The 16,352-nt window shown below is 69.1% G+C and carries 18 protein-coding genes and 2 tRNA genes; 4 read left to right on the plus strand and 16 right to left on the minus strand.

Annotated elements, in window-relative coordinates; translation table 11 throughout:
* On the minus strand, nt 1-2,025 hold a 2,025-nt coding region (locus VM681_05275; GenBank protein ID HVL87404.1), incomplete at its 3' end, for a valine--tRNA ligase.
* 342 nt (nt 2,026-2,367) lie between these two features.
* Entirely contained in the window at nt 2,368-3,294 is a 927-nt protein-coding gene (gene trxB, locus VM681_05280) for a thioredoxin-disulfide reductase (GenBank protein ID HVL87405.1), read from the minus strand.
* Nucleotides 3,295-3,490: 196 nt separating this feature from the next.
* On the opposite strand from trxB, the gene VM681_05285 reads away from it, so the two are divergent.
* From VM681_05285 to VM681_05295, 3 genes are read left to right on the plus strand one after another with little or no spacing between them, the layout of a single operon-like run.
* Nucleotides 3,491-4,141, plus strand: a complete 651-nt coding sequence (locus VM681_05285; GenBank protein ID HVL87406.1) for a GNAT family N-acetyltransferase — start codon at nt 3,491-3,493, stop codon at nt 4,139-4,141.
* Nucleotides 4,142-4,200: 59 nt separating this feature from the next.
* Nucleotides 4,201-5,067, plus strand: a complete 867-nt coding sequence (locus tag VM681_05290; GenBank protein HVL87407.1) for an amidohydrolase family protein — start codon at nt 4,201-4,203, stop codon at nt 5,065-5,067.
* Between the two features lie 46 nt (nt 5,068-5,113).
* The gene (locus tag VM681_05295) at nt 5,114-6,082 is read left to right on the plus strand and encodes a hypothetical protein (protein ID HVL87408.1); all 969 of its coding nucleotides are present in this window, start codon (nt 5,114-5,116) and stop codon (nt 6,080-6,082) included.
* Here VM681_05295 and VM681_05300 read toward each other — a convergent pair.
* The 12 genes from VM681_05300 to VM681_05355 all read right to left on the minus strand — a co-directional run bounded on the left by VM681_05300 (nt 6,079) and on the right by VM681_05355 (nt 15,537).
* Nucleotides 6,079-6,846, minus strand: a complete 768-nt coding sequence (locus VM681_05300) for an MBL fold metallo-hydrolase (protein HVL87409.1) — start codon at nt 6,844-6,846, stop codon at nt 6,079-6,081. The two genes, VM681_05295 and VM681_05300, sit on opposite strands and share 4 nt — an antisense overlap.
* A gap of 2 nt (nt 6,847-6,848) precedes the next feature.
* Nucleotides 6,849-7,628 (minus strand): enoyl-CoA hydratase-related protein, encoded by a 780-nt coding sequence (locus VM681_05305; GenBank protein HVL87410.1) that lies wholly within the window; start codon nt 7,626-7,628, stop codon nt 6,849-6,851.
* Nucleotides 7,629-7,660: 32 nt separating this feature from the next.
* A complete protein-coding gene (locus VM681_05310; GenBank protein HVL87411.1) occupies nt 7,661-8,473 on the minus strand; it encodes a DNA-directed RNA polymerase subunit D in 813 nt (270 codons plus the stop codon).
* Nucleotides 8,474-8,478: 5 nt separating this feature from the next.
* Nucleotides 8,479-8,955, minus strand: coding sequence for a 30S ribosomal protein S11 (locus VM681_05315; GenBank protein HVL87412.1), 477 nt, complete (start codon nt 8,953-8,955; stop codon nt 8,479-8,481).
* A complete protein-coding gene (locus tag VM681_05320) occupies nt 8,952-9,650 on the minus strand; it encodes a 30S ribosomal protein S4 (GenBank protein ID HVL87413.1) in 699 nt (232 codons plus the stop codon). The genes VM681_05315 and VM681_05320 overlap by 4 nt, the downstream gene beginning before the upstream one ends.
* 9 nt (nt 9,651-9,659) lie before the next feature.
* The gene (locus VM681_05325) at nt 9,660-10,391 is read right to left on the minus strand and encodes a 30S ribosomal protein S13 (protein HVL87414.1); all 732 of its coding nucleotides are present in this window, start codon (nt 10,389-10,391) and stop codon (nt 9,660-9,662) included.
* 128 nt (nt 10,392-10,519) lie between these two features.
* Nucleotides 10,520-11,449, minus strand: a complete 930-nt coding sequence (locus VM681_05330; protein HVL87415.1) for a TlpA disulfide reductase family protein — start codon at nt 11,447-11,449, stop codon at nt 10,520-10,522.
* 87 nt (nt 11,450-11,536) lie between these two features.
* A complete protein-coding gene (locus VM681_05335; protein ID HVL87416.1) occupies nt 11,537-12,952 on the minus strand; it encodes a M14 family zinc carboxypeptidase in 1,416 nt (471 codons plus the stop codon).
* A 67-nt stretch (nt 12,953-13,019) separates the two neighbouring features.
* Nucleotides 13,020-13,808, minus strand: coding sequence for an ABC transporter permease (locus VM681_05340; GenBank protein HVL87417.1), 789 nt, complete (start codon nt 13,806-13,808; stop codon nt 13,020-13,022).
* 6 nt (nt 13,809-13,814) lie between these two features.
* Nucleotides 13,815-14,798, minus strand: coding sequence for an ATP-binding cassette domain-containing protein (locus tag VM681_05345; GenBank protein ID HVL87418.1), 984 nt, complete (start codon nt 14,796-14,798; stop codon nt 13,815-13,817).
* Between the two features lie 63 nt (nt 14,799-14,861).
* Nucleotides 14,862-15,152, minus strand: a complete 291-nt coding sequence (locus VM681_05350; GenBank protein ID HVL87419.1) for a hypothetical protein — start codon at nt 15,150-15,152, stop codon at nt 14,862-14,864.
* 300 nt (nt 15,153-15,452) lie between these two features.
* Nucleotides 15,453-15,537, minus strand: a tRNA-Leu gene (locus VM681_05355).
* A 119-nt stretch (nt 15,538-15,656) separates the two neighbouring features.
* Here VM681_05355 and VM681_05360 point away from each other — a divergent pair.
* Nucleotides 15,657-15,775: transfer RNA gene (locus VM681_05360), tRNA-Ile, on the plus strand.
* Between the two features lie 92 nt (nt 15,776-15,867).
* On the opposite strand, the gene VM681_05365 is transcribed toward VM681_05360, so the two are convergent.
* Nucleotides 15,868-16,146: a hypothetical protein gene (locus tag VM681_05365; GenBank protein HVL87420.1), complete on the minus strand. Its 279-nt coding sequence runs from the start codon at nt 16,144-16,146 to the stop codon at nt 15,868-15,870.
* Between the two features lie 2 nt (nt 16,147-16,148).
* Nucleotides 16,149-16,352, minus strand: a 204-nt coding sequence (locus tag VM681_05370) for a hypothetical protein (GenBank protein HVL87421.1), incomplete at its 5' end; no start/stop codon positions are given.

Here is a 16,352-nt window from a genome sequence, read left to right on the forward strand (position 1 = left end):
GTAGGCCCGCTTCTTCACCATCTCGAGATAGTGCGGGGCAAAGAGGTTCCAGACGAAGCCGCGCACGCCGTTGGCTGCGCGGAAGAAGTCGTACGCGGCGTACCCTGCCAGGGCCTCGTCGATCGTGCGGTTGAGCTCCGCGAGGATCCACGCGTCCCACGGCGCAAGGCGTTCGGGCCGCGGCGCCTCCTCGAAGCTCGACACGAAGCGGCTCACGTTGTAGAGCTTCGAGAGGAACTTCTTTGCGCCTTGGATGCGGTCCCGCGAGATGCGGTAGTCGTCGCCGATCGTGCATTCGCTTGCGATCCAGAAGCGCAGAGCGTCGCTACCGTGCTGGGAGAGGATCTCGTCCGGGTCGATGACGTTGCCAAGCGACTTCGACATCTTGCGCCCCTGCTCGTCCATGCCAAGCCCCGTGATCCACGCGTGGGAGAACGCCGGGCGGTCGAACAGGAGGTGGCTCTTGAGGGCCGTGTAGTGGAGCCACGTCCGCACGATGTCCCGCCCCTGGGGGCGAAGCGTCGTGGGGAAGTTGCGGGCGAAGAAGTCCGGATCGTTGTGCCAGTGCGTGACGTACAGGTTGCTGATCGACGAGTCCATCCACGTGTCGAAGACCTTCTCCTCGCCCACGAAGGCGCCGGCGCCGCGCGCGCCGCAGGCGCGGCAGCCCTTCTCCGCGATCTCCGGCGGGGCCGGCTCCTTCCACGGCTGGTAGTAGCGGTCGCCGTGGGGAACGTGCGGCGTCCGGCAGGAGCCGCAGTACCAGATCGGGATCTCCGTATGGTAGTAGCGCCGCCGCGAGATGGGCCAATCGATCGTGAGCGTGTCGATCCAGTCGAGGAGGATCTGCCGATGCTTGGCCGGATGGAACTGGATCGTCTGCGCGATGGCCCGCAGGGATTCCGCCTCGCTTGCCTGCTTCACGTACCACTCCTTGAGATTGATGATCTCGATTGGAGTCCGACTGCGCTCGCAGATCGGGACCTTCTGCTGCACCGGCTCCTCCTTCACGATGCGGCCCTCGGACCGGAGCAGCTCGAGCATGCGCTCGCGCGCCGCCTTGACGCGAAGGCCCGCGAGCGGACCTGCGCGCTCGGTCATCTTGCCGTCGGGACCAATGGCGTCCACGGGCGCAAGGCCGAACTTCCGGAAGTTGGCCACGTCCGCGAAGTCGCCGTAGCTGCAGATCATCATCGCGCCCGTGCCAAAGCCCGTCTCGACCGACGGGTCGGCCTTGATGGGAACCTTGCGACCGTACACCGGAAGCGTGGCCGTCGCCCCTGCGCGGACGAGCGCGGCGTACCGCTCGTCGTCCGGATGCACGAGGAGGAGCTGGCAGGCCGCGATGAGCTCCGGGCGCGTGGTCGCGATGACAAGGCCGTCTCCGGGAAGAGGGGCGTCGTGGTCCCATCGGACGTGCACGAGGCGGCTTTGCGCGTCCTCGCGGAGGACCTCGGCGTCGGCGATCGTGGTGCCGCAGTCGGGGCAGTAGTTGTTGGGCCGAAGGTCCTCCAGGATGGCGCCCTTGCGCCAGAGCTCGATGAACGCGCGCTGGCTTGCCGCCCGATATTCGGGGGAGTCCGTGGCGTAGGCGCCGCCGAAGTCGCAACTCATTCCGATGCGTTGGGCGATTGCGGCAAGCGACCGCGAGTTCTCCTCGATCTCCTTGCGGCAAAGGTCGAGGAACTCGGCCCGCGGCCACTCGCGCATGCGCTTCTTGTACTTCTTCTCCACGACAAGCTCGATGTTGATGCCGTTGCGATCGAGCCCCCAGGGGAACAGCACCCGTTCGCCCATCATCCGGCGGGAACGCGCGATGACGTCGATGAGCGCGTAGTGGGCGACGGCTCCGATGTGCCAACGGCCCGACGGGTAGGGGGGCGGGGTGTCGATCACAAAGAGCGGGCCGGTCTCGCGGCGGGCGCTCTCGAACGTGGGCTCGTAGGCGCGCCGGCGGTGCCGCTCGAAGGCCTTCTGCTCGAGCTCGACGGACCAGCTTTTCTCCGCAAGCTTGGGCTCGCCCATGCGATCGTTGGGAAACGTCCGCGCGAGTTAAAGGTTGCCCTAGCGCACGCGCCGCCAGCGCAGAGGCTTGGCCTTGGGATCGCGCTGCAGACCTTTCGCGCTTCGAGGTCGAGCTGCACGTTCTTCCCCCACCACGCGTATGTGGTTCCCGGGAACAGCTTCGTTCGCCTGGCGTGCGGCGCGATGCGGTCGAACATTTCTGCTTGGGTGATGCCGGGCGCAGCCTTGGGAACCACGCGCAGCACGATCTTCCTCATCGCCTCGTACTTTGCCTTGTCGACGCGGCCGGTGTAGCCGGGAGCGTTGGGAGTGCGAACGGTGACCTTCTCGCCGGGTGCCATGCTAGTGCCCGCCCTTCTCCTCGAGCCACTTCTCGGCGTCCATGGCGGCCATGCACCCGGCGCCGGCGGCGGTCACGGCCTGGCGGTAACGCGTGTCGCTCACGTCACCGGCGGCGAACACGCCCTCGACGCTCGTCCGCGTGTGGTTCCGGACGACCATGTACCCCTTGTCGTCGAGGTCGAGCTGTCCGCGGAAGACGTCCGTGTTGGGCTTGTGCCCGATGGCAAGGAAAAAGCCCTGACAGGGGAACGTTCGGGTTGCGCCGGTCTTGAGGTTCCTGAGCGCGACGCCTTCCACGCCCTTTTGCCCAAGGACGTCGACGACCTCCGAGTCCCACACGAACTGGATCTTCGGGTTCTTGAGCGCGCGCTCCTGCATGATCTTGCTTGCGCGCAGCGTGTCGCGACGGTGGACGACCGTCACGCGGCTTGCAAAGCGCGTGAGGAAGTTCGCCTCCTCCATGGCCGTGTCGCCCCCGCCCACGACGACGACTTCCTTTTCCTTGAAGAAGAACCCGTCGCAGGTCGCGCAGGCGGAGACGCCGTGGCCTCGCAGGCGCGTCTCGTTGGGAAGCCCGAGCCACTTGGCGGAAGCGCCCGTGGCGACGATGACGGAGCGCGCCTGGAACTGTTCTTCGTCGCACCACAGCTTGAAGGGGTGCGTCTTGAAATCGACCTTCGTGACGTTCTTCTCGACGACCCGCGTGCCGAAGCGCTCGGCCTGCTTGCGCCAGAGGTCCATGAGCTGGGGGCCGAGGATTCCTTCGGGAAAGCCGGGATAGTTCTCGACGTCGGTCGTGATCATGAGTTGGCCGCCGAACTCGATGCCGCCGAGGAGCAGCGGCTGCAGGTTGGCGCGGGCCGCGTAGATGGCCGCCGTGAGGCCGGCGGGGCCCGAGCCGATGATCGCGACGTCGTGGACCGTCATCGCGGACGGATGCCCGCTTCGGGGTAATGTCGTTTTGGGCACCTCGCGGGGTTGCTTCCGGTGGAACGCGACGGTCGGGCGTGTCAAATCGCGGGATCGCCCGCCCACCGCCCGGACAGGGGCGCCAGGGCCTCTGACGTTTTGCGGGGGTCCCTCCGCCTGCACCTCGATGGGACGGGGCGACCATGCCTGTTGCATGAGCGCGTCGACGGTCCTCCCGGCAAGCGGCCTTCCATTGGTCACGTTGGACGAGCCGCGCGCGATGGCGGCCGCCCGCGTGCTGGCGCGGGCGTTCCAAGAGGACCCCGTGATGCTCCACCTTCTCCCCGACCCGGCCGCCCGGGCCAAAGCGCTGCCGCACCTGTTCCGGCCCGTCGTGCGCTACGGCATGCGGCGCGGCCGCGTGCAGGCGGCAGCCGACGGGGGCGCGATCGCCGTTTGGGTCGACCCGACGGGCGTGCCCGTGCCTTTGTCGGCCATGCTTCGACTGGGGATGGCTGCGTGGCCCTTCCGGCTCGGCGGGGGGCCGTTCGTCCGCGCGATGCGCGTCATGGACGGCATGGATCGCGTGCACGGGCGCCACGCGGACGGCGCGCACGCGTACTTGTGGGCCATGGGCGTCGAGCCCCACCGGCAGGGGAAGGGTCTCGGAAGCGCGCTTCTGTCCGTCGGGCTCTCGGACCTGAACGCGCGCGGATTGCCCTGCTATCTCGAGACGTTCCAGCCGCGCAACGTCCCATTGTACGAGCGGTTCGGCTTCCGCGTTGTGGACGAGGTTGCCAACGTCGGCGGCGGCCCGCGCATGTGGTCCATGCGGCGCGAACCCCCGGGCCCCTCCGCACGGTAGGACGGGGCGGGCCGGCGCGCGACGAAGGTTCTTTGACGGGCGAGCGCGTGCGCCGTTTGTTGCGCGTCACCGACTGCCACGTCCACATCCAACCTCTCGACATGCTCCTTCCCGACGTCGCCCGTCGCTACGAGGCGGGCCGCTCGGACATTCCTTACGTGCGCGAGCTTGTCGCCGACCCGCGGAAGTTCCTCGCGCACATGGACCGGGAGGGTGTCTGGCGCTCGGCCCTTGTGAACTACCCCTCGCCCGATCTCATGGGTTTCACGGAGAAGGTGAACGACTTCGTCGCCGGCTACGCCAAGGCGGACCCGCAGCGCATCGTTCCGTTCGGAGGCGTCCATCCCCGCCTCGCGCGCGAGTCGCGCAAGGAGGCGCGCCGGTGCGTCGAGCTTGGGATCCGCGGCTTCAAGGTCCACCCGCCGCACATGGTCCTTGCCGCCAACGACTATCTTCCCGAGCGGCGCGCCGAGCACGGGCAGGCGCTGCGCGAGGTGTACGAGGTCGCGCAGGAGGCGGGCCTTCCCGTGATGATCCACACGGGCACGTCCGTCTTCCCGGGCGCGCGCAACCGCTTCGCCGACCCCATGCCCATCGACGACGTGGCCGTCGACTTCCCGCGCCTCACGATCCTCCTTGCCCACGGCGGCCGCCCCCTGTACATGGAAACGGCGTTCTTCCTGCTGCGGCGCCACCGGAACGTCCTGCTCGACGTCTCGAGCATCCCGCCGCGCTCGCTCCTCTCGTATTTCCCCCGTCTCGATGAGATCGGCGACCAGGTCCTGTTCGGCAGCGACTGGCCGGGCCCCGGCGTGCGGTCGATGGGCCAGAATCTTCGCGAGATTCTTGCGCTTCCCCTCTCGGAGGAGATCAAGCGCAAGATGGTGGAGACAAACGCGGATCGAGTTTTCGGCGGGCCCCGTTAACGTTCCATCCAAAACGCTTATCGGCGGACCGGGGACTGTGGCGGGCATGCGGGGGCACGTCGCGGCATGCTTGGCGCTGCTTCTCCTGCCCGGTTGGGCCGCCGCCCAGGGGCCGGGCGCGGATTGTCCCGGCGACGCACCCGTGTGCCGGACGACGACCGTCGTGACGGTGGACCCAGCCGACGTCACGATCGAGCCCCTCACCGGCCACGCCATCGTTCGCGTGGTCGTGCAATACACCTACCCCGTGCCCAACGGCGCGTTGTCGGCCACGCGCATCCGGCTGGAGCTCGACACGCCGGACTCGACGTTCGTGGCGACAGTTTCTCCCTCGACCCTTTTCGCGCGGGTCCAGAACGCGCCCGCCGGAGGATCGGCGACGATCACGGAGACCCTCGAGGCGGAGGCGTTCGTGGCGGCGACCGCGCAGGCGACTGCCTTCGTCCCGGCGAGCTTGCGGGTCCGCGCGGAAGCCGAGCGCAACGGTGGCCTTGGCAACTCCTCGGGCGAGGCCACCTTTGCCGCGCGCGCGGCGTTTCGGCCGGCGGCCGATCTTGCCCTGCCGCCGGAAGGCGTTTCCCTCCCGGCGGGCGGCAGCGCGAGCGTTTCGGCCGTTGTCACGAACTACGGCAACGCGCGGACGCGCTTCTCGTTGACATTGGAATCGTGGCCCGAGGGCTACGAGTTCACGCTCCCCGACGCGCCCATCGTCCTCGACGCGCCGGTCGGAGGCGGCGAGCCGGTCACGGCGGCCGTCGTGCGCGTGGAGATTCGCCGCGGCCTGCTAGCCGACCCCGGCAACGCGACCTTCCATCTCACGGGCGAGTACGCGGGCGATGCCGAGCCGACGAACGCGACGCGAGCGTTTTCCACGAGCGCCGAGGTCCGCTTGGGCGGCGAGCGACCGATTCCCGCGCCAGGGGCGGCGACGGCCCTCACGGTCCTTGCGATTCCCGCGCTCATGCGGGCCCGGCACGGCCTTGGAGGGTCCTTGGCTCGCCGGGGGGCTCGCTAGCCCACGAAGCGCCGCGTCCCGGGCTTGGCCGCGTACACGGGTCCCGAGAAAGCGGACGCCGCTTCCTTCTCGCTCAGCGAAAGGTCCTGGTAGTAAAGGACATGCGTGAGCGCGAGCGCTCGCGCCCCCGCCCGAAAGGCCGCCTCGCCGGCTTGGCGCGCGCTCATGTGGACCGCAAGCTGGCGCTCGCGAAAGCCTGGGTCGGGATGCGCCTCTTGCAGCGTGGCCTCCGCCACGAGGAGGTCCGCCTCGCGAGCAAGCCCATCCAGGTGGGGACCGGCGCGCGTGTCGCCCGTGTACGCCACGACGCGCCCCTCGGATTCCACGCGCCATCCGAGCGCGGGCACCCCATGCTCGACCGAAAACGCGCGCGCCCTGGCCGCGCCCAATGGCACGGTCGTGCCCGGCTCGACCTCCTGGCACGCGAGCATGCCCAGGTAGAGTTCGGGATTCTTGCTGAAGACGCGGATCCACGCCTCGAGCTTCTCGCGGGTTCCCGATGGAGCAAGCACTCGAAGCGGGCGCTCAAAACGCCTGCGCTGGAGGAGCAGCGGGTAGAGGTCGCCCAGATGATCGACGTGGGCGTGCGAGAGGAGGACCGCGTCGACCGCTTCGAGCGCCGTCTCGCTCGCAAGCCTCCCCAGCACGCCGTTGCCGCAGTCCAGGAGAAGTCGGACGTCCCCGGCGCGCAGGAGATGCCCGCTTGCCGCGTCGCCGGCGCGCGGGACGCCTCCGGCGCCCGTGCCGAGGTGGACGATCTCCATCGTCAAGGGCTCCCGAATCCGGGTGGCCGCTTCTCTCGGAACGCGGCCAAACCCTCGGCGAACTCGGCCGTGCGGCCCGCGGCGACGATGGCGGCGCGCTCGCGCGAAAGCTGCTCTTCGAACGCCGCGGCGGCTCCCTCGCGAAGAAGCCGCTTGGTCTGGCCCAGCGCGTGCCGCGGTCCCGCGGCAAGGCGCGCCGCCAAAGATTCCACCTCCTTCGTGAAGGCCTCGACGGGCACCACCCGGTCGAGGAGGCCCGCCGAAAGCGCCGCGCGGGCGTCGAGCGCCTCATCGAGGAGGAGGATCGAGGCCGCGCGCGGGCCGGCCAGGCGCGGCAGCGTCCACGTCGCGCCGCCGTCGGGCACGACGCCAAGCGTGAGGTATCCGGCCTTGAGGCGCGCCGTTTCCGAGCCGATGCGAAGGTCGCAGGCGAGCGCGAGCGAGAAGCCCCCGCCGGCCGCCACGCCGTTCACGGCGGCAAGGACGGGTTTCTGCATGCGCACGATCGCCTCGATCGCCGCGTGGAAGTGGAGCGTGAGGTCGGCGAAGGCCGCGGGACCGGCCGACGCGTCGGGGAGCGACGAGAGGTCGGCGCCCGCGCAAAAGGCGTTCCCCCTGCCCGCGAGGACGACGCACCGCGCCGCGGGATCGGCCGCGGCCGATTCCAGGCGCTCGCGCAGCTTCGAGACCATCGGGACGTCAAACGCGTTGAGCCGGCCGGCGCTGTCGAGCGTGAGGGTGGCGACGCCGGCGTGGACGTTGGCGTGGACGGTTCCGCCCATGGGGGCGGCAACGCCCCTTCCGCGCTTGAATCCTACTTCGCGGCGGCGGGGGCGGCGGCAAGATCGGGTGCGGCCGTCTCCGTCGCCTTGAGCTTCTCCTTGAGAAGACCCACGGCGCGCACGATGGCCTCCCGGGCCGAAAGGCTGCCGTCGGTCTCCACGAGCAGGAGCCACTTGTCGTCGCGCAGCTTCACGCGCAGGTGGTCCTTGCAGGCGTCGAGCGTGTCGGGGGCGAACTTGTACGCCTCGGCGTTCTTGAGGACGACCTTTTCGTTCTCGTAGCCGAACACGTGCGGCGCCAGGCGCGCGCACGCGCCTCCCTCGGGACACTCGGGCGAGAGAAGCTCGATCTCTGGGTAGTTGCGGTAGCCCACCGCGCTTGCGACCTGCCACTTGGCGTGCGTTTGGGCGGTTCCCAGCACGGCCGTGGCCTCGAGCATGACGCGCTGCCCCGGAAGGAGCTTCACGAGCGGAATGCGGTCGTCGCGCACGGCCCACTTGCGGTCCGTGGGCGAGAGATCGCCCGAGTACACCGTGCAGGGACCCTCCTTGCTCAGCGTGTAGAGCACCGTGCAGCTCGGGCAGCCTTCGCCCTTGCACGTGCACGACTCGCGGAAGTTCAGGATCGCAAGGTCGGTCGGGATGGGCAGGAGGCCCAGGCGGTGGCCAAGCGTCTCGTCGAAGAGGGCCGACGTGTTGTCGTAGACCGTGACCTCGTCGATGGCAAGCTTGGGCACGTCCGAGAGGAGCGTGCGGCGCAGCGCGTTCATGAACGCGGCGTCGACGCCCTCGACGACCATCGTGAGGCTCGTCTCCGTAGCGCTCCGCATCTGCAGCAAGACCATGGATCTCACACCCGTCGTCCGCGGCGGCCGCCCTTCTTGCGCGTGCCGTCGTGGGGAACCGGGGTCACGTCCTCGATGCGGCCGATGCGCACGCCGGCGCGCGCCAAGGCCCGGATCGCCGCTTGCGCGCCGGGCCCGGGGCTCTTCTGGCGGTGGCCGCCGGGCGCGCGGACCTTGATGTGCAGGCTGTCGATGCCCTTCTCGCGCGCGGCCTCCGCCACGCGCTCGGCGGCCTTCATCGCAGCGTACGGGCCGCCCTCGTCCTTGGCCGCCTTCACGACCATGCCGCCCGTGCACTTGGCGATCGTCTCGGCGCCCGTCACGTCCGTGACGGTGATGAGGATGTTGTTGTAGCTCGCGAAGATGTGCGCGATGCCCCACTTGCCGCCGGGCGCTGGCGCAGCCGGCGCGGCGGTCACGGGAGCCTCGCCTTCGGCCGCGGGCGTCGCGGGCGCGGGCGGTGTCGTCTCGTCGGGCGTCATTGCGGACCCTCCGGGGTCTCGGACGGGGACTCAGGCGACGGCGCAGGCTCAGGCGCGGGCGCGTCGGGGGTGCTTCCGCCTTCGGGTTGGGCTCGACGCGGGCGCTCGGGCCGTCCGCGGCCGGCGGGCCGCTCCTCGCGCGGGGCCTCGGACGGAGGCGCAGCGACGGGCCGCGGCTTGGGCCGGACCGGGTGGGCCTCGCTCGTGAGCGGCGAGCTTGGCGCGTACGAGACGAGGGGTTCCTCGCCGCGCGGCACGATGTAGCCGGGCACGCGCAGGATGCGGCCGTTCACGGCGATGTGTCCGTGGCCGATGAGCTGGCGCGCCTGGTTTGGCGTGGAGGCAAGGCCCCTCAGGTACACGATCGTCTCGAGCCGGCGCGTGAGCACGGTCTCGAGGTTGAGCGCGAGCACGTCGTCGAGCTGCGCCTGCTCGCCCACCATGCCCAGGCGGTGCAGGCGGGAGAGGAGCTCCCGCTCCTCGCGCGCGACCTGCGGGTTGCCGGTGAACTTGCGGCCCAGGAGCATGCGCGCCTGGCCGCGGAAGGTGCGAAGCTGCGAGGCCGCCTTCCAGACCTCGCGCTTGTTCTTGAGACCGTACTTCTTGACGATCTCGTTCTCCTCCTTGATGCGCTCGGCCTCCCACGGGTGGTTGGGCTTCTCGAACTTGCGCCGGGAAAACTTGGGGTCGCCCATGGGTTCACCTCACTTCTTCTCCGCGGGCTTTGCGCCGCCTGCGGCAGGCTTGGCGGCTCCGGCTGCGGCCGGCTTGGCCGCTCCGGCCGCGGGCTTCGCGGCCGCTGGCTTCGCCTCCTCCTTCGCGCCCTCCTCCTTCTTGCCGGCGGCGGCTTGCAAGATGGCCTTGCGCTGGACGCCCATGGTGAGGCCCGTGCGGCCGTTGCTGCGCGAGCGTTGGCCTCGGACCTTCTGGCCCGTCTCGTGCCGCACGCCCTTGTAGCTGCGGATCTTCTTCAAGCGGTTGAGGTCGTCGCGGAGCCTCGTGTCGAGGTCCGTGCCGTTCAAATGCAGGTTCTCGCCGGTCTCGTAGTCGCTGCGACGGTTGGCAAGCCACGGGGGAAGCAGCGTCGCGAGCGAGCCGACCGTGGTCTCAAGGACCGTCACCTGCTCGTCGCTCAAGTTCCCGATCTTCTCGTTGCGGGCAACGCCCACGCGGTCGGCCACGATGCCCGCCGTGCGGGGGCCGACGCCGCGGATGTGCGAAAGGGCGACTTCGATGCGGTGCTGGCCGTTCAGGTCGGTGTTGGCGATGCGGACGATGTACTTGAAGTCCGGTTTCTCGGTCTTCGCGGACACGGGGGGCTTCTTGTCGCCGCCCTCCTTGCCCTTCTTTCCGTCCTTCCCTTCCTTGCCGTCGGGCTTTGCAGGCTTGCCTTCGGGCTTCTCCGGCTTTTCCGCCTTCTCGTTCTTGTCGGCCATTGCGATTCCTCCCGCGACAAAGCGCCGTGCAACCCGCCAGGCGGGTTGGGAGCCCTCGCCTTTCGGCGGGGCCGGGGTAAGGCTCCCGAAGGAAGATACCCTATTTGAAGGTTTCTGCGGAGAAACGCCTACTCGTTCGCCAGCAGCCCCGCAACGACGCCTCGGACCGTTTCGGGGTCGACTGCAAACCCGTCGTGCCTCCACGCAAGGAGCCCGTCTTGGTCCACGATCGTGAAGGACGTGAGCTTGCTTCCGCCGTAGTTCGGCTTCACGGTGCCGTCGTCGCCCCCGACCCAGAAGGTCCAGCCGTAGCGCGTGGCAAGCGAACGAAGGTCGCCTTCGGGGGCCTGCGCAAGGTCGACGAGGAGAATCTCGAACGCTTCGCGCGGAAACTCGTCGTAGAGGGGCGCAAGCGAGTGCACTTCCTCGCGGCAGGGCTCGCACCACTCGTGGAAGGTCTCCACGAGCACGACCTTGCCGCGAAGGTCCCAAAGCCGGACTTGCCCCTTGCCAAGCACGTCGGAGAGGAGGAAGTCGGCGGCCACGTCCGTGAGGCCAAGGACGGTGAAGTCAAACGGCGACGAGACGCCCTCGAAGACCATGCGGTAGGTCCCGACGATCGGGCGTGCGTGCGTGGCAAGCGTGAAGGGACGGTCGCCCAGCGCGGAGGGGAATGCGTATTCGTAGTCCCGGCCCTTGGCGGAGACCACCTCGCGACCTTCGGGATCGAGCAGACGGAAATTCCGCAACGCAGCGACCCAACCGGCGCCCTGAGCGCCCGCGAGGTCAAACCGCAGCATGCCGTACTCGCGTTCCACCGCGAACTCGTAGCGTTGCGTCGGAACCTCCAGACCCGCGGCCATCACGAAGCGCCCCTGCAGCAAGACGTCCCGCAGCGGCTCGAAGGCGCTCGCCGCCTCCTCCGGCGCACTCCTCGCGCCCGGGTCCACGGCGGCGGGCTCAAGCCGATCCTCGCCCGGAAGAAGGAGGGCAAGGGGCAAGGCGGCGGCGACGACCGACAAGACCGCAAGGGCAAGCCAACGACGCAAGCCGGTCATGGTGGGCCAAGCCGACCGCTTCGGCCATAAGCCTTGGCGCCCGATCGTTGAAGCGTCACGTGACAAGCGCGTCCTGCCGGCGCGCGCCTACGCGGATCGTCGGCGGATCGCCATGGCCGACAGCCCGAGCACGGCAAGGGCCGCGACTCCCGCCGGGGATGGCAGGTCCACGGGCGCTTCCGAGAACGCCAACTCGTCGAGGATCGGCACGCCTGCCGTTTCCACGATCTGCAGCCTGCCCTCCACGACCTCCACGGCGAACACCTCGTAGGCGCTCCGCAGCGGTTCGCCCTGCAAGCGCTTCACGTACTCGAAGCCCAAGGCAAGCTCGCCCGCGTGGGCCGCGGTCGTGCGCGGGACGGCAAAACGCAGCGTGGCGCGCTCGCCGCTTGGAAGGCCCATGATCGAGGTCTTCGTGGCCTCTCCACCGGGCAGGTAGACGGTGACGTCCGCCCACGCGAGGTCGGCGTAGCCGTCGTTCTCGACGACGGCCTGCACGACGGCCGACGCCTCGCCGTCGAGCAGCGAGAGCCCGACGAGCGAGAGGTGCGCGCCGTACTTGTGCACGTTGAGAAACGCGTGCTCGACGCCGCGCCAGTAGCGGTCCATGCGGATGCGGGGATCTTCCAGGCTCCAGTAGGCGAAGGCCTCGCGGCTCACCTCGTACGTCCACGCGACGGCGCCCACGTCGAAGTAGGCGGTGTCCACGGCGATGCCGCTTGCCGGGTAGATCGTCGAGTAGACCGGGCCGCAGAAGGAGGGGTCCGTCTCGCCCAGCTCCTGGCAGATGCGCGCGAAGATCGCGTCGTCCTTGGCCGGGATCTCGGCGTAGCCGACCGGGTAGAGCATCATGTCCACGCCGGTGTGGAAGCTGTTGAAGTAGTCCGGCTTGACCTTGTGCAGCCAGTCCACGACCGCGCGCGTCTCGGGCTCGCTCATGGCGTAAGGGCCCGGGTAGTTGCCGACGACGCGCTCGTTCACCTGGCCCCAGCCGACGGGGTAGTTGCGGTTGATGTTGACGCCGTGGGCGTTCCACCGGCTGTCCATGTGGTTGCCATCGGGGTTCACCATGGGCAGGATGTAGGTGTGACGGTTCTCGACGATCCAGGTGGCCGTCGGATCGGAGCCATACTGCGTGAGGAGATGCTCGACCCAGAGGTAGGCAAGCATCATGCCCAGCTGCTCGTTGGCGTGCGTGCCGCCGTCGAGCCACACGACCTCGCGGCCTTCGAGCGGACGCTTGTCCGCGTTGAGGAAGTCGGCGATCTCGACAACCCACAGGTCAAACCCAAGGACGCTCTTGCCGGCCGAGTGGAGGCGCGCGATGTCCGGGTGCGCCGCCACGAGCTCCTGAAGCCGCAGCGTGAGCGTCTCCCACGTGTGGTAGGGCCAGACCGGGCCGATGGGCTCGGACTCCGGCGCAAGCGGCTCGATCGCAACCGACGCCGCGGCCGCCGCGCCGGAAGCCAGCAGCATCGTCCCCAGGATCGCCCACGCCCGCATGGGCGACCAAGCGGCAAGGGCCTTCATGTGCTTTGTTGTGGCCGGCGGCCGCGAGCTTCGCGACGTCCTATTTCATGCGCGCGAAGGCCCGGCTGCCCACCGCCAGCATCGCGATCCCGAAGGCGCCCATGACAAGCGCGTCCAGCCACAGCGGGAACCGGCTTGCGCCGATGAGAGCGCCTCGCAAGCCGTCCACGCCGTACGTGAGCGGGTTCACGACGGCGACGGCGTGCAACCAACCGGGAAGGTCGGGGCCCAACGGGTACAGCGCGCCCGAGAGGAAAAACGCCGGAAACAGGAGGAAGCTGATGACGACCTGGAAACCCTCGAAGCTTTCGAAGAAGCTCCCAAGCGTGAGGCCCACGCTCACAAACGCCACCCCGATGAGCACCACAAAGCCCATGGCCAAGAGAACGCCCGCGGGCCCGGCGAAGCTGAAGCCGATCGCAAGGCCGATGAGGAGAACGAGCACCGCCTGCACGAAGGCGTCCGTGCACCCGCCCACGACCTTCCCCACGAAGATCGACACGCGCGGCGCGGGGCTCACGAGCACCTCCTTCAGCACGTCGAACTTGCGGTCCTGGATGATGTACAGCCCGTAGAAGACCGTGCCAAAGAGCACGCTCATGCCGATGATGCCCGGGAAGATGAACTGCTGGTACGTGAGGCCCGCCGGAACGGCGTTCAAGCCGCGAAAGAGCGCCGCCTCGTCGATGGCGCTTCCGATCCCGCCGCCCACCAGGAACAGCCACATGAACGGCGTCACGAGGCTCGACACGACGCGGCTGCTCTCCCGGCGAAACACGAGAAGCTCGCGGCGCCACACGGCGAAGACGCCCTGGAGGAAGGTCGTCACAGCGCCTCACCGCCCCTGGTTCGTAAGCGACGCCATCGCCGCGGCCTCCGCGTCGTCGGGCGTCTCCTCGCGAAGGTCGCGACCCGTGTGCGTGAGGAACACGTCCTCAAGCGTGGGCACGCGCACCTCCACGCTCTTCACGCCGCGCGCGTGCGCGAGAATTTCGGCCAGATGCTCGCTTGCGCGCTCCACCGTAAGAAGCGCCGTCCCGTCCTGCCACTCCACCTTCTTCACGAACGGAAGCGTCTCGAAGCCCTCGACGCGCCCGCCCATCGAGAGCCGCACGATGTCGCCGCCAAGCGCCGCCTTCAGCCGGCGCGGCGCGTCGAGCGCGGCCACGCGCCCGCGGTCGATGATGCCGATGCGGTCGCACAGCGCGTCGGCCTCCTCCATGTAGTGCGTCGTGAGGATGATCGTCGTGCCCTCGCGCTCCCGCATGGCGCGGATGTACTCCCACACCCGCTGGCGGCTCTGCGGATCGAGCCCAAGCGTGGGCTCGTCGAGGAAGAGCACCTTGGGGTGGTGGAGGATGCCGCGCGCGATCTCGAGACGCCGCTTCATGCCGCCCGAGAACGTCTTCACGAGATCGTCCGCGCGCGCCGAAAGCTCGACCACCCCGAGGAGCTCCTCGATCCGCTCCTCGAACACGCGCGGCGGAACGCCGTACAGGCGCGCGTGCAGCTGCAGGTTCTCGCGCGCCGTGAGGATCGAATCGAGCGTCGGCTCCTGGAAGACGATGCCGCACGCCTGGCGCACCCTCGCCGGCGCCGTCCGGATGTCGTGCCCGGCCACGCTCGCCGAGCCCGCGCTTGGGCGCACGATCGTCGCGAGCATCTGGATCGTCGTCGTCTTGCCCGCCCCGTTTGGGCCCAAAAGGCCGAACACCTCGCCAGCCTCGACGTCGAGATCGATGCCCTCGACGGCGACCACCGTGCCCGACTTCGTCTTGTACTCCTTGCGAAGCCCGCGGGTCACGATGATGGGCGCCATGGCGCGCCGCCAACGCGGCGAGGGCATTTAAGGACTGGCGAGCGACGCAACCGCGCGAACGTGCTACCGCGTGCGCCGCGGCTCGTCGAGAAGCTCCGTGTGCAGCCGGTCGCCGGGCACGACCTCGGCCGAGAAGCCCGCCGCGGCGCAGACCTCCTGCACGGTCCCCGGCCCGTCCGCCTCAAAGAGCGTGTACGCGCGCCCGCCGTCGATGCTGTAGAAGGTCTCGAGCGCCCGCGCGCCGCGACGGTGCGCTTCGGTCGCCACGCTCACCATGGACTCGCGGAACGTCTCGACCGTGAAGCTTCGCGGGATGCGGAAGACGCAGAGGTAGCGTTCGGCGGGGACGGGCATGGGAACGCCGATGCTGGCTCCAAGTCGTGTCGTTGTTGGGGCAAGCGGCGGTGGAAACGGCGGGCGCGCGGGGGGATGTATACGTTTGTATACGTGTGTATACATTTGGGCGTGCGCGACCAAGCGGCCCCGCCAAAGCGCGGCGGGCCCGGTATGCCGGGAGCAGGATTTTCGGAGGACTTCGCCGCTTCGCGTCTCCGTCCTCCTCGCTCGGACTTGGCCTGCGGCCAAGCCCTCGCCGAACCTTCGGTTCGAATCCTGCCGCCCAAGCGGCCCCGCCAAAGCGCGGCGGGGCCGGTATGCCGGGAGCAGGATTCGAACCTGCGAACCCCTTCGGGAAGAGATCTTGAGTCTCTCGCCTTTGACCAGACTAGGCGACCCCGGCGGCAACGCTGCAAGCGCGCGCCCGCGGAAAAACTACGCGCTCCCCCGCGCCACCCCCCAACGCCTAAATACCGAAACCACTTTCCGCCCTTGCCCCGACCAGCGACGTTTCGGGCCATCGGGCGAGTAGCTTAGACAGGCTAGAGCACCCGGCTGATAACGGGTCTCGGAGTCAAGCTCAAAAGCTCCGGTCTCCCTCGGAGACCGGGAGGTCCCCGGTTCGAATCCGGGCTCGCCCACTTTCTGGACCCTCGCGCAGCGAGGGTCCATGACGTTGCGAGACCGGATTTCAAGTGGGCAAGCGAAGCGAGTCCACGCGAAATCCCGGGGTCTAGCTCTTCCCCGCGACGCTCCCTCGTCGGGTCGTCCCGCCCCCAAACGCCTTGCCGAAGTCCTGCTTCGTCTTCTTTCGGCCGTGTTCGCCCTGGCCGCCGCGGTCCTCGCGGAAGGCGGAGCGCATGCCGGGCTTGCGCTTGACGCGCGGCTTTCCGGCGCGCCCGGGCATGCGTCCCATGCGCGCTTTGACGTCGGGCGCGCGCTCGTCGAAGCGCGGCTCGGGCGCTCGTCTGCCCGCCGGTCCGGTGCGGGGCTTTCGGGTTTCGCGCGGCATGGTCACTGGACGCGCTTGGGCTTCTCCCAGTCCTGCTTGTCGCTGGATTTCGACGGGTCCTTTGCCTCGCCCGTGTTCTCGGGCGGGCGCAGGGGCTCGGGCAGCGTGTCGGTGAGGCCGGGCTGGCCCAGTTCGCCGGCGGGGTGGTGGCCCGTGCGGGTCCTCGCTTGGGCGCCTTGGGTCTCGCGGTCGCCAGTGCGGCTCTT

It is taken from the genome of Candidatus Thermoplasmatota archaeon (assembly GCA_035541015.1).
Classification (GTDB): domain Archaea; phylum Thermoplasmatota; class SW-10-69-26; order JACQPN01; family JAIVGT01; genus DATLFM01.

Excerpts from the sequence above, each read along its gene's own strand:
- VM681_05315 (HVL87412.1), bottom strand. The coding sequence starts at position 8,955 with ATGACGCCCGACGAGACGACACCGCCCGCGCCCGCGACGCCCGCGGCC.
- VM681_05365 (HVL87420.1), bottom strand. The coding sequence starts at position 16,146 with ATGCCGCGCGAAACCCGAAAGCCCCGCACCGGACCGGCGGGCAGACGA.
- VM681_05345 (HVL87418.1), bottom strand. The coding sequence starts at position 14,798 with ATGGCGCCCATCATCGTGACCCGCGGGCTTCGCAAGGAGTACAAGACG.
- trxB (HVL87405.1), bottom strand. The coding sequence starts at position 3,294 with ATGACGGTCCACGACGTCGCGATCATCGGCTCGGGCCCCGCCGGCCTC.
- VM681_05285 (HVL87406.1), top strand. The coding sequence starts at position 3,491 with ATGAGCGCGTCGACGGTCCTCCCGGCAAGCGGCCTTCCATTGGTCACG.
- VM681_05320 (HVL87413.1), bottom strand. The coding sequence starts at position 9,650 with ATGGGCGACCCCAAGTTTTCCCGGCGCAAGTTCGAGAAGCCCAACCAC.
- VM681_05300 (HVL87409.1), bottom strand. The coding sequence starts at position 6,846 with ATGGAGATCGTCCACCTCGGCACGGGCGCCGGAGGCGTCCCGCGCGCC.
- VM681_05335 (HVL87416.1), bottom strand. The coding sequence starts at position 12,952 with ATGCGGGCGTGGGCGATCCTGGGGACGATGCTGCTGGCTTCCGGCGCG.
- VM681_05305 (HVL87410.1), bottom strand. The coding sequence starts at position 7,628 with ATGGGCGGAACCGTCCACGCCAACGTCCACGCCGGCGTCGCCACCCTC.
- VM681_05350 (HVL87419.1), bottom strand. The coding sequence starts at position 15,152 with ATGCCCGTCCCCGCCGAACGCTACCTCTGCGTCTTCCGCATCCCGCGA.
- VM681_05310 (HVL87411.1), bottom strand. The coding sequence starts at position 8,473 with ATGGTCTTGCTGCAGATGCGGAGCGCTACGGAGACGAGCCTCACGATG.
- VM681_05330 (HVL87415.1), bottom strand. The coding sequence starts at position 11,449 with ATGACCGGCTTGCGTCGTTGGCTTGCCCTTGCGGTCTTGTCGGTCGTC.
- VM681_05295 (HVL87408.1), top strand. The coding sequence starts at position 5,114 with ATGCGGGGGCACGTCGCGGCATGCTTGGCGCTGCTTCTCCTGCCCGGT.
- VM681_05325 (HVL87414.1), bottom strand. The coding sequence starts at position 10,391 with ATGGCCGACAAGAACGAGAAGGCGGAAAAGCCGGAGAAGCCCGAAGGC.